This is a genomic window from Micromonospora sp. NPDC002389 (genome assembly GCF_040296095.1).
Taxonomy (GTDB): domain Bacteria; phylum Actinomycetota; class Actinomycetes; order Mycobacteriales; family Micromonosporaceae; genus Micromonospora.
This window is the reverse complement of record NZ_JBEOWP010000003.1, coordinates 295798-307647: the sequence shown is the minus strand read 5'-3', so window position 1 is coordinate 307647 and position 11850 is coordinate 295798. Positions and strand designations below refer to the sequence as shown.

Genomic DNA, 11850 nt, shown 5'->3' with positions numbered 1-11850 from the left:
GTATGGGGTGTTGCCCTCCAGATCAGCGGAGAGCCGTCAGTCGCAGTTCGGCACTCAGTTGGCTGGCTGAACTGTCCGGATGAAGGCGGTCCAGGCCGTGGGAGAGAAGGCGAGAGTGGGACCGGCCGGATCTTTGGAATCGCGTACGGCTACGAGGCCGGGAAGGTTGTCGGCGACCTCGACGCAGTTGCCGCCGTTGTCGCCGCTGCGGGTGCTCTTGCGCCAGGTGGCACCGGTCAGGTCAGTCATGCCGCATCTCCCCGATGGTCCTCTTGATCATGTCTCTCGATTCTGCCTCGCCAAGGGCAAGGGCGGCTAGTCTCTTCCAAGTGTCCTCATAGGCCCGGAGCTCGTCCGGCTTGTCGAGGTAGAGCGCACCGGTGAGAGACTCGCTGTAGACCACCGATGGCTCAGGAGCGGTCCGACCGCCATTGGTCGTCGGGAAGTCCAGGATCACGAACGATCCGGCGACGGCTCCCGGGTGCGGTCCTGCCGCTAGCGGCATCACTCGCACGGAGACGTTCGGCAGCTCGGAGACTTCGAGTAGGTGGTTGAGCTGCCCGCCCATCACCTCTCGGTTGGCGACGACCCGTCGGAGCACCGGCTCGGAGAGCACCGCGTCGAAGCGTGGCGGCTGCGGCAGCCGGCGTTTGAGTAGGGTCTGGCGTTGTAGCCGGACATCGACCGCCCGTTCGTGTTCTTCGGCGGTCAACCGGCTTCCAGCCTGGTAGAGCCCAAGTGCATAGGCGCGCGTCTGAAGCTGTCCAGGGATGAGGGTTTCCGCGTACTCGCGGAGATGGGCGGCGGCGGACTCCAGGCCGACGTACAGCTCGAACCAGCTCGGCACCGCGTCGCCGTAGGCGTGCCACCAGCCCTTGGATTTTGTCTCGGCGGCCAGGCCGCGCATCGCCTCGGTCATCTCCGGCGACACCCCGTACAGCTCGCACATCGCCTTGACGTCGAGCACGCGGACCGAGCCCATGCCGCATTCGAGACGCCAGATCTTCTGCCGACTGTATTCGAGGGCTTCGGCGGCGGCGTCGAGTGTCACCCCCGCCTCGTTGCGGAACTGGCGTAGCAGCCGACCGAGCTGTCGGCGCGGCACGGTCGATCCGATGTCTTCGGGCATAAGCGCACTCCCTGGTTCCAACTCGCAACGCTGCGTCACCTTTCTCTGTAACACATAGTGGTTCCAGGAAAGAAAGTCAATGCATATGCGCGAAATCTGCTTCTGGAACGTTGCGGATCCAGTGCGGACTGTCGCAGCATGACTACAGCGCGGCGGCCGGCCGATTCCCCCCGGACGGCCGCCGCGTTTCGATCGCATCCCTTTCGTCCAGCCTGGAAGGCAGCGATATGACGACCTACCGCTCCGCCGCGTCCACCGGCTTGCTGCCCTGGCAGGTGCGCGGGCGTCGCTTCCGCCGGGTCTGGCCAGGCCGTCGTGGTCTGGCACCCGACGAGGTGTACGCGTTCCTCGACCGGGTCGCCGGCGACCTGGCCGCCGTCCAGCAGGCGCTTGCCGAGAGTCGCCGGGAGACCGCCCGGATCAAGGCCGCCTTGCGCGACTGGCAGTCCGCACAGGCCCGAGCCCGGGGCTACGACCGGTGACCGGCCGCAGCGCAAGCAAAGCGACAGTTGCCTTTGTCAACAGAACGGGGACGGAACATGGGTAGGCGGTGGAAGTGGTTCTTGCGGCCGGGGCCGGTCGCGCTGGACCTGACCGGGCAGGCGGTGCCGGACGAGGATGTGCCGGGGCGGTTTCGGCGGGTATCGGTGGAGCATGTCGTACCGGAGCTGCGGGTGACCTCGCGCTGCGACGGCGCGGAGGTTTACGAGCAGCCCGAGGAGCGTCCGGCGGGGGCGCGGAACCAGGGGGAGGGGCGCTACGACGACGGCCCGGCCGGGCGGCGGAACCGGGGGAGGTTCCCGACGCCGGCCTGCGCGGGGCCGCCGGCCGAGCCCGATCGGGCGGGGACGGGCGACGACATCACCTCGGATCAGCTTGAGCGGGCGAACCGGCTGACGAACCAACACTGGCGGCGGCCCGCCGAGGATCCGCGTTCCCGGAAGTGCCCGGACTATCGCGCGAACGGCACATGTCCTCGGGCGGCCTGGGCCGAGGAGACCCTCACTCGCTTTCTGCGGACGTACCTGCGGTGAGCGCCTTCGACCTGTCGCCCGCGCAGATCCGCAACCGGCTGATCCTGCGGGCACGACAGGCGGCACTGACTGCCCGAGTCGGGCTGCCGTGCGACAAGGAGTGCCCGATCGGGGCGGCCGTGGTCCGCGTACCAGTGGTCCCGCAGGTCTGCGTCGCGCCCGGCGACGTGGTCCGGCTGGACATGGCCGACTACCGGTATCCAGCCGGTCCGCTGCGGCTGCGGATCGTCCGGGTCAGGCTGGACGTTAGCCAGTGGTACGACGGACAGTGGGTGTGGCTCGAAGGCGTCGAGATCGGGCCGGACGGTAAGGACGGCACGTGGCGGCCGGTGCTGGCCCGAGTCGCCGCGCTGCCATCGCTGGCCGCGTCGGGCTGCGGCACCTCACCGCCCTGCGTTCACGACCATTCCGACGGGGGTGGGCCGAATGCGTGACGGGCCGCCTTCACCGCCAGGGAGGCCATGGCGGCGTTGGCGGCACCACCGATCACCGCTCCGATCCCGAACGGTGCCACTCTTCCGAGGACGACGATGCCCTGCTTGGTGCCGTACTTCGTGACGAAGTGTCTGCCCAGGATCTTGTTGATCTGGCGCAACGTCTCGGCAGGCACCTTGGAGACGACCTGACGTCCCCAGTGTTGCCCCGTACGCTCAGCGACCTTGGTGATGGTGGCGGAGCCGCTCCCGCCGAGCATGATCCCCAACACGATCGTCCGGCGGCGTTCCACCTCGTCGATGGGGACGCCGTGGACCTCGGCGATCGAGAGCGCGAAGAGCGCGCTCAGCTCAAGAGACGAGAAGATCTCGCCTGCCGACAGCGCCAGTGCGATTCCCGTGCCGACGCCGGGCGCGGCCGCAGTTCCCCCGACTGCGGCGCCGGTCCCGGTCAGGGCACTGACGTACATCCGCTCCAGACTGCGGATCACCTGCGCCGGTGTCGCCTCTGGATTCCGCTGGCGGGCACGGGCGATGTTCTTGCGCACCAGTGGGCCCTGGATGTCGATGGCCTTGTCCAGAAGGTCGAGTACTCGCTGCCCAGGTGCGGCCGCTGCCGGGACTGGCCCGTCGAAGGCATCTGTTGCCATGCCTGGAACTCCTTACGAGAGGTGATTGAGCGGCGGGCGGTCTATCGGCGGAGCAGGACGGCGAACTGCTTGCGGAGCAGCGCGAGGTCAACTGGATGACCGGCCATCCTGGTGCAGAGTTCCCTCAACGGCCAGGTCTGGAAGTGGCCGAAGCGCACGGCGTAGATCGCCACGGCATCCAGCCGGAAGCCATCCGAATAGTCCAGCAGCACGTAACCCAGGAGTTGGTCCAGGTCGGCGCGGGACAGCGCCGCCGCCCGGGTGCCGTCCGAGCGAGGTCGACCGCCCTGGCTTGCCTTGAAGTCCATCAGCAATCCGCCGACGATCAGGTCGGCGTCGGCGTTGAGGTCCGCGCTGCCTTCGAAGGTCGGCCCACTGACTACCTGCCCCGGCGGCAGCGCCGGTAGCAGTCGCTTCACCGCGAGGTCACGCATGGCGACCAGGTCGGCGACCTCGTCGGCATTGGCCAGCGCCAGCAATTGCGCTGCCCCGTCGTCGGGGTTGAGACGCATCAGCCGGGAGCCGTCAACTCGGGGTGCCCGGTACAACTCCGCAAGCAGGGCAAGGGCGTACGACACCCGGGCCCACCATTCGTCGTCCCGGTGGGCGAATCGGGCTGGCTCCACCGAGGCCAGCTGGCGTGTGTGGTGATCGATCGCGCCCAGCTCGCCCAGGAGCTCAGCACCAGCCCGGAGACAGGGTGCCCGACCCGAGCGCAACCCAGCTGCCGCCAGGCCGACCGACGGGGCCGGGTCGATCAGGAACCGCAGCCACCAGTCGATCGCCGCACCCTGGGTGCCCGGCGCCACCGCAGGGCCGGGCAGCACATGGGCAACTCCCGCAGCTTGCCGGTACTCGTCCTGCACCTGCCCGTGGTGCGGGAAGGTCGACCGAAGCCATCGGGCCACCGGACTGTTCGCGTCCTTCACCTCAGCCGTCAATGCGGGCATGCAGAACCTCGGTTCTCACTTGCTGTAGCGGCGAATCAGGTCGAGGAAGTTGCGAAGCCTGCCGACATCCGCTGGTCGCACCGGATCGGGGTTGAAGTGCATGACGTTGTTGCGGACCTTGCGTAGCCGGTCAAGGCGTTTGACGAAGGTCTTTCGGTCAAGTGGCCAACCGAGTTGCTTCCAACAGTCCGGGTTGTCGAGCACTGCTTGGTACTGTCCGATCGACATGGAGTCGAAGGACTTGAAGGAGGAGCCTGCCGCCGAACACGCCTGCTTGACGGTCTCCTCATCAAACGTGTTCTGGAGGAGCTGCCGCAGCTCCTGGTCGATCTCGCCGATGAGGAAGAACGGTGTTGCTGTTTCGTCGTACTTGCGTACCACGTCGGCTGCGGTGACGATGCCGCTGATCTTCCGCTGGTCGTCTCGGACAAAGATGAAGCCGTTTTTCTGAAGTGTTTCCAGCACGTCGAGCAGGCGCACGTCGTAATCGAAGACTCGGGCAGCCGCGCGCCGATCGATCGCCTCGCTGAACGTGGCATTGGCATCGCGGTGCTTCGCCGCAGCGATCGACTCCCAGCTCACGGCGCCATGAAGGGTGTACGGGTTGGCCAGCACCGCGATCTGAGAAAAGTCATCGACCTGCATCGCCGTGATGGCTTCTTCGAACGAGGCCGTGGGAGACACCCAGGTCAGCGACATATCGTCCGGCAGCATGTTGCCCAGCGTCAGTCCAACGTCGACGCTTTCCTCGTCGCTGCTGGACTGCAAGGGGTCAGAGATGTCACCCCCGTCCTTGGTGCCAGCTTCGTCCCCCTCAGGTTGCAAAATGATCCGGATCGTCTTGTCCAAGCTGACGGTACGGAAGTCGGGAGCTGTGGTCAGGCCGTGGTTCGCGAGGTCCGCGTCGATCTGCGCGCTGGCGGTCCGGTCGCGGTCCTCCAAGCCCCAGTACTTGATAAATTCGCGGACGGTCAGGCTGCGTGGCTTGCCGGCGTCGGCTTCTGACCGGGCCTCTTCGAGCACCGTGAAGCGGCGGCGTACAGCCTCTGCTTGTTCATCGGGCTGCTCCTCGTCGGCTGATACCTCGTCGGCCACGTCCTTGAGTAGCTTGGCCCGCAACTGGTGCAAGGTCTCCCCGCCGGGCTGGACCCGCCAGACCGCCCAACCCGGCACTGCGACGAGCCCGGCGGACTCCGCCGCGGCACGAGACGGGGTAGGGAACTCTCGGCCGTCCGGCAGGCGGAGCTGTCCCCGCTGCGTAACCGTTGCCTGGTAAGGCGCCTCGCCGATTCGTTGCTGAAAGGTCAGCTCTGCGCCGACGGTGAGCAATCCGGCCTCGATCAGGTCGGCAATGCGGACCCGGCGGCCGTTGATCAGAAGTTCCCGACGGCTCCGGGATGACGAACCGTTCGACATTCTCGTGCTTCCGTTCTGCCGTACGTGAGAGGAACCTGCTCCTCGCGACTGGTTGGTACGCGGCTCGTCGGGGCTGTCGCTCCCATCCATGCGAGGCACGAGAGTCGGCTCGACACCGAGGGCGTCGCTGGCGACTGAAAGGCCACGTTCCCGGGCGCTGAATTTGCTCAGCTCACCGGCGCTCCACTTCCAGCCAAGGACGGACAGTTCGTTCGCCGCACGGCCGAGGATGGTGTCCTCGTATCCGCCGACAACCCGAACAGACACCTGGTCGGCGTACTGATGGACACGAGGTGCCAGATACATCAGCTTGGCCTGCCGACCCGACGGACGATCGGATCGGTCGTATCCCGGTGGCGCCGCAGTCAGCTCGCCACGGCGCCAGGCGTCGACCATCTCGGCGATCGCTGGATAGTCGGTCACGACCGTCACCCGGTATCGCCGGAGAAGCCGGTGCAGCGCCCAGAACAGCGCCCTCGCCTCGGCCGCCAACTCGCCATCGCCGTCAAAGCGCCGCTGTGTGGTTGTCGCGCCAAAACCGTAGTGGCCGTCGTCGGCCAGATAACCCCAGCCACGGGGGTGCTCGTGCCCGGTCGGATGTAACTGGTAGCAACCGACGACTGCGACTTCGATGGGACTACCCTCAGCGGTGACAAGTGGTTGGAGTTGCTCCTCCTGGATCCACCTGTCGCGTCGCACCAGTTCCATGGCGCCGTTCTTGATCTCCTGGCGGGTGGCTGCACGAAGCGGCTCAGGGCGCTCGCAAATGCGCCGGGCCTTGAGGGTGCGCCACGGTTCCGGGTGGACCCAGGTGCTACCAGACTGGACGCAGATCACGCCGCACTGCCGACAGATGTGTTGACTGTTGGTTGCGTCCGTCACGGAATATTCGCCCGTCCCCTTGATTTCAGGTCGCCGCAGCCTAGACGACTACTCCTGGCGGAAGGTGTCGTGAATCCGACTCATTATTCTTCCGCTCATGCTGAAAAGCCGTTGTTGGAACGGGGCGGAAGAGCGACTACGGGGTTGCCCGGCTGGACCAAGCTCGGCTCCGTCGTGGGAGCAGCCCGACGGATCGCCGGTAGGGTCGCATCCACCGCCGTAATCGATCATCAGGCAGGAGGCTCCGTGCCGCAGCTCGCCCTCGCCAACACCTTCTGGCAGAGCTACGACGTCCTCGAAAGGCCGGTCAAGGCCGGTGTACGCAAGGCGATGGAGAAGTTCCAGCAGCTCACCGTCGCCGAGTTGCACGCCGACAAGGGACTGCACCTGGAGTCCGTCAACAACGCCCGTGATCCACGGATGCGAACCATCCGGATCACCGACTTCTGGCGGGGGGTGGTCCTCGCGCCGGACGACGGCAGCGACACGTTCCTACTGCTCAACGTCGTGCCGCACGACGACGCGTACGGCTGGGCCGCGAAGCGGCTCTACACGGTCAACAGCGCGACCCGTGCTCTGGAGGTCCGTAACGTCGTCGCCATCGAGCAGCTCACCCCGGCGCTGGAGAAGGCTGCCGCGCAGGCACCGAGCCTGTTGTTCGCCAAACATTCCGACACCGTGCTGCGCCACCTCGGCATTGATGACCAGGTGTTGCGGGCGGTCCGCACGATCGTTGACAAGTCGCAGTTGGAGGCGTTCGGGACGCTGTTGCCGGAGGATCAGTTCGAGGTGTTGCAGTACCTCGCCGAGGGGTTCAGCCCGGACGAGGTCTACCGCGACCTGGTGACCGCGCGTCGACCGGTCGACGCGACGCCGGACCCGAGCGACAGCCTGGAAATCGCGATCGCCAACACCGCCAGCCGGATCACCCTGGTGACCCGGCCCGACGAACTGGCCGAGATCCTCGACAAGCCGTTCGCTGCCTGGCGAGTGTTCCTGCATCCCTCGCAGCGGCGAGTCGCCTACCGGGTGACGTACACCGGTCCGGCTCAGGTGACCGGTGGGCCGGGCACCGGGAAAACGGTAGCTGCGCTGCACCGGGTCAAGCATTTGCTTTCCCGTACGCCACACAGTCGGGTGCTGCTCACCACGTACACCAATGCTTTGGCCGCCAGCCTGCGGGAGAACCTGGCGCTGCTTCTCGGCGACGAGGAGCAGTTGGCGCGGGTGGAGGTGACCACCGTGAACGCCGTCGCCAACCGCGCGGTGCGTGCCCTCGCCGGCCGGGTGTCGACGCCGATCGGCGACGTCGACGAGCGGCAGACCTGGCGGCGGGTGTGCCGGAAGCTGACTCTGCCCTGGACCGAGCAGTTCCTGGCCCAGGAATATCGGCATGTCATCCTCGCCCACGACGTGCAGACGCGAGAGGCGTACCGTGTCGCCAGCCGGCGCGGCCGGGGCGCCGGGCTGGCTACGCGGCAGCGCGACCGGGTGTGGGACGCCGTCGAGATGTTCACCGCTGAACTGTCGGCCGCCGGCACCGCCACCCACCTGCAGATCTGCGCGCAGGCGGCCAAGCTGCTCGGCGACGCCGACCTGGCTGATCACGGGTACGACCACGTGGTGGTCGACGAGGCGCAGGATCTGCACCCCGCGCAGTGGCGGGTGCTGCGGGCAGCCGTGCCGCCCGGCCCCGACGACCTGTTCATCACCGGCGACCCGCACCAGCGGATCTACGACTCGCGGGTGTCACTCAGCGCGCTCGGCATCTCGGTCACCGGCCGTAGCAGCCGATTGCGGATCAACTACCGCAGCACCGAGGAGATCCTCACCTGGTCCACAAGGGTCCTCGTCAGGGCGCCGGTCGAGGACCTCGGCGGCGAGGGCGAGGACAGCCTGACCGGCTACCGGTCGCTGTTGCACGGCAAGCGACCGACCGTGCAGGGACATCCCTCGTCGCAGGCCGAGATCGCGGGGCTCGTCAAGCGGGTGGGGGAGTGGCTGGCGCAGGGCGTGGGACCGAGCGAGATCGCTGTCTGCTCCCGCTTCAACACGACGTTGAGCAGTGTGCAGGACGAGCTGGCCGGAGCCGGAGTTCCGTCGGTCCGGGTACGAGACCAGCCGGGTGCCGACGTCGACGGAGTGCGGCTCGCCACCATGCACGCGATGAAGGGCCTGGAGTTCCGCTGTGTCGCGATAGTCGGTGTCACGGCCAAGGCGGTGCCGTTCGCGAAGGAGGTCACGCCGCCCGAGGTGGATTCCATCCAGCACGGAAGTGATCTGCTCCGGGAACGCTGCCTACTCTTCGTTGCCAGTACCCGGGCCCGAGAAGCTCTGCACGTCTCATGGAGTGGTCCGCCCAGTCCGTTCCTGTCCGACGTCGGTGCCGCGCGTTCGGACCGCTCCATCGAGCACACGTAAGGAACGTACGCCCCGGAGGATGTCGCGGTTGGTGGCGTCGCTGACACAACCGGACGACTTGCCGTCTCAACTGGCCATTGTGCCGAGGCAGCGGCAGTCGTCTTGCCGCTAACGTGCGCAGCACGGGAGGTGGTGCAAGTGCGACGCTGGGTTGCCCGCTTCGAGGGGGAACACCTCGTTCTCCGGCGCCGACGTCTGCTGCCCTGGCCGAAGGCGGACCTCCGTCGGATACCGCTGACTGCGGTCCTCGAGATCGGGTCGCTCACTGCGGCCGACCACGCGAGGCGCCGCGCACATCTCTCATTGCAGGACCCGGCGTCGCCACACCTCACTGAGGTCGTTCCGGTGAGGTTCACGCCGCAGCAGTGGGAACATGCCGGTTGGTTCGTGCGGCAACGGCAAGCGGTCCAGGCAACAGGCCCGCAACCCAGGACGAAGGTATCGCCGCCGGAAGGGGTATCCCGCACGGCTGTCGATGTTCCGCCTCAGTCGCGGCGACAGGCTCGGCCGACAGCCAGGTTGCGAGCCCACCTGACAGCTAAGCCGGTCTCCCCGGCACAGTCGTCCAGACCAGCTACCCCGGTGATTCGGGCCGGCGACGGCAAGCGGCCGGTGTGGCTGCGGCTCCAGGACGGGAAGATCCACGCCTCCCTCGCACCTGCTGACAACAGCTCGCCGCGCAGCCTGAGCTCCGCCGATGCCGCCCAACTCCTGCTCGCTGACCCGTCCAGGGCGATGCCGGCGATACGTACGCTGACCGGCATCGCCGACGACCAGCAGGCGTTCGCTGCAGTGCGGAGTTGGCGGTCCTCGGATCGTGCCGTCGTCAACCTGAGCGCCGCAGACCTTGCCGGTCGGCGGGTCATCGAGGCACCGCAGAAACCGGGCCGTAGCAACCCGGACGGCAGCGTGCGGACTGTCTCCGGCGGCCTTCCGAGTCTGAACAAGCGCCGCAGGTGAAGAACCGCCTTATGAGCTGCGGGTCGGTGTCGCGTCCATGCGGCCTCGGATCGAGGGCGTACTGGTGAGTTGGGCGGCGATAGCGGCGCCAAATGCAGGCCGATGATCACCAGTAGGTCGGCGGTCGGCGAGGCGAGGGCGGTCAGGGTTCTGGTGAAGGTCACGCAGGTCTCGCCTCGGTGACAGCGGCCGCGCTCGGCGCACGGATTCGGTGACCGGTCGGGCGGGTGTTACCGATGGGCTACGGCGATGAAACACACCGCTGAGATCGTCGTCCATCGATCTAGGAGGCGGCGATGACGACACCCACCACACGACGGCAGTTCCTCCAGGCGGTCGGGGTCTCCGGCGGCGCTGGGGTGCTCTACGGGACGATGGGCGCGCTCGGGTTGGCCCCCGCCGCGCAGGCGGCGCCGCCGTTCCGGGCGCCGAGCCGGTCGGACTTCACGCTGACCGGCCGGTCCGCGAAGTCCGTCGTCGTGCTCGGCGCCGGCATCGCCGGACTGACGACGGCGTACGAGCTCGGCAAGGCCGGTTACCGGGTGACCGTGCTGGAGGCGCGTACCCGCCCGGGTGGGCGTAACTGGACGGTGCGCGGTGGCACCAGCGAGACCGACCTGGACGGGCGCACCCAACGGGCCCGGTTCACCGGCGGGCAGTACATGAACGCCGGTCCGGCGCGGATCGCCCAGCACATGGTGACCATGGACTACTGCCGGGAGCTGGGCGTACCGGTCGAGATCTTCGGCAACCAGAACGCCGACGGCTACTACTACAACGAGAACGTCGGCCCGCTCTCCGGCACGCCGATCCGGCACCGCGAGGCGAAGGCGGACGTCTACGGCTACGTCTCCGAGCTGCTCGCCAAGGCCACCGACCAGGGCGCGCTCGACGGGCACCTCACCGCCGACGACAAGGAGCGGCTGCTGGAGTTCCTGCGCGGGTTCGGCGCGATCGGCGGTCGGGTGGCGGGCGAACCGGCGGCGAGTTGGCGGTACGCGGGCACCAACCGCCGTGGCTACCAGGTCGAACCGGGCGCCGGCCACGAGGCGGGTACGCCGAAACTGACCCCGCACTCCCTGACGGACGTGCTGGCAAGCGGTGTCGGCCGGTACTTCTCCTTCGAGTTCGGCTACGACCAGGCGATGCTGATGTTCCAACCGGTCGGCGGGATGGACCGCATCGCGTACGCCCTGGAGGAGGCCGTGGGGCGCGGGCGCATCACCTACGGCGCCCAGGTGCGGTCGATCTCGAACACCGGGTCCGGCGTCTCGGTCGTCCACGCCGGACCCGGCGGTCGGGTGCGGACCGTCACCGCGGACTTCTGCGTCTGCACCATCCCACCGCCGGTGCTGGCGAGGATCCCGTCGAACCTGTCGCAGCCGGTCCGGGACGCCCTCGGCTACGCGGTGCCGAACGCCACCGGCAAGATCGGGTTGCAGTACCGTCGGCGCTGGTGGGAGCAGGACGAGAACATCTACGCCGGCATCACCAACACCAACCTGGACCTGTCCGCGATCTGGTACCCGTCGTACGGCTACCACGGCGCCAAGGGCCTGGTCATCGGCTACTACAACTTCGGTGCCAACGCCCAGTCGTACGCGGCCCTGCCGCACGCCGAGCGGGAGGCCCGTGCCGTCGCCCAGGGGGTGAAGATCCACGGCGAGGCGTACCGCACCGAGGTGGAGACGTCGTTCTCGGTGGCCTGGGAGCGGACCCGCTACAGCGAGGGCGGCTGGATGTCCTGGCCCTCGCGGACCAGCGGCGGGCACTACGGGCGTCTGCTGGAGCCGGACGGCCGGGTCTACTTCGCCGGTGACCACCTCAGCCACTACATCGCCTGGCAGGCCGGTGCCTTCGAGTCGGCCCGCAAGGTGGTGTCCGACCTGCACGCCCGCGTGATGTCGAGCTGAGCTGTTCGACCCCTACTCGTCAGCCCGCCGGGCGGACGAGTGCCGCGCCCGCCGGGCGGAT

General features: G+C 67.7%; 11 protein-coding genes. 6 read left to right on the top strand and 5 right to left on the bottom strand.

Going from position 1 to position 11850, the window contains the following annotated elements:
- Positions 1-54 precede the first annotated feature (54 nt).
- A complete protein-coding gene (locus ABT008_RS07610; RefSeq protein ID WP_350694526.1) occupies positions 55-249 on the bottom strand; it encodes a DUF397 domain-containing protein in 195 nt (64 codons plus the stop codon).
- Complete coding sequence (locus ABT008_RS07605) at positions 242-1129, bottom strand: helix-turn-helix domain-containing protein (protein ID WP_350694524.1); 888 nt, start codon at positions 1127-1129, stop codon at positions 242-244. The genes ABT008_RS07610 and ABT008_RS07605 overlap by 8 nt, the downstream gene beginning before the upstream one ends.
- 227 nt (positions 1130-1356) lie before the next feature.
- Between ABT008_RS07605 and ABT008_RS07600 the strand changes: the two genes are divergently transcribed.
- The 3 genes from ABT008_RS07600 to ABT008_RS07590 all read left to right on the top strand — a co-directional run bounded on the left by ABT008_RS07600 (position 1357) and on the right by ABT008_RS07590 (position 2597).
- Positions 1357-1611: a DivIVA domain-containing protein gene (locus tag ABT008_RS07600; protein ID WP_350694522.1), complete on the top strand. Its 255-nt coding sequence runs from the start codon at positions 1357-1359 to the stop codon at positions 1609-1611.
- Positions 1612-1692: 81 nt separating this feature from the next.
- Positions 1693-2163 (top strand): hypothetical protein, encoded by a 471-nt coding sequence (locus tag ABT008_RS07595; protein WP_350694520.1) that lies wholly within the window; start codon positions 1693-1695, stop codon positions 2161-2163.
- A complete protein-coding gene (locus ABT008_RS07590) occupies positions 2160-2597 on the top strand; it encodes a hypothetical protein (RefSeq protein WP_350694518.1) in 438 nt (145 codons plus the stop codon). Before ABT008_RS07595 ends, ABT008_RS07590 begins: the two co-directional genes overlap by 4 nt.
- Here the strand turns inward: ABT008_RS07590 and ABT008_RS07585 are convergent.
- The 3 genes from ABT008_RS07585 to ABT008_RS07575 all read right to left on the bottom strand — a co-directional run bounded on the left by ABT008_RS07585 (position 2561) and on the right by ABT008_RS07575 (position 6495).
- Positions 2561-3247, bottom strand: coding sequence for a hypothetical protein (locus ABT008_RS07585; RefSeq protein WP_350694516.1), 687 nt, complete (start codon positions 3245-3247; stop codon positions 2561-2563). The genes ABT008_RS07590 and ABT008_RS07585 overlap by 37 nt on opposite strands.
- Before the next feature lie 41 nt (positions 3248-3288).
- Complete coding sequence (locus ABT008_RS07580) at positions 3289-4113, bottom strand: hypothetical protein (RefSeq protein WP_350694515.1); 825 nt, start codon at positions 4111-4113, stop codon at positions 3289-3291.
- A gap of 99 nt (positions 4114-4212) precedes the next feature.
- On the bottom strand, positions 4213-6495 hold the full coding sequence (locus ABT008_RS07575; RefSeq protein ID WP_350694514.1) for a CBS domain-containing anti-phage protein: 2283 nt from the start codon (positions 6493-6495) through the stop codon (positions 4213-4215).
- Positions 6496-6741: 246 nt separating this feature from the next.
- On the opposite strand from ABT008_RS07575, the gene ABT008_RS07570 reads away from it, so the two are divergent.
- The 3 genes from ABT008_RS07570 (at position 6742) to ABT008_RS07560 (ending at position 11789) form a co-directional block, all read left to right on the top strand.
- Positions 6742-8916 carry a UvrD-helicase domain-containing protein gene (locus ABT008_RS07570; protein ID WP_350694512.1) on the top strand — a complete coding sequence of 725 codons (2175 nt, stop codon included), beginning with the start codon at positions 6742-6744 and terminating at the stop codon, positions 8914-8916.
- A 582-nt stretch (positions 8917-9498) separates the two neighbouring features.
- Positions 9499-9876, top strand: coding sequence for a hypothetical protein (locus ABT008_RS07565; protein WP_350694511.1), 378 nt, complete (start codon positions 9499-9501; stop codon positions 9874-9876).
- A 296-nt stretch (positions 9877-10172) separates the two neighbouring features.
- A complete protein-coding gene (locus ABT008_RS07560) occupies positions 10173-11789 on the top strand; it encodes a flavin monoamine oxidase family protein (RefSeq protein WP_350694509.1) in 1617 nt (538 codons plus the stop codon).
- Positions 11790-11850 lie beyond the last annotated feature (61 nt).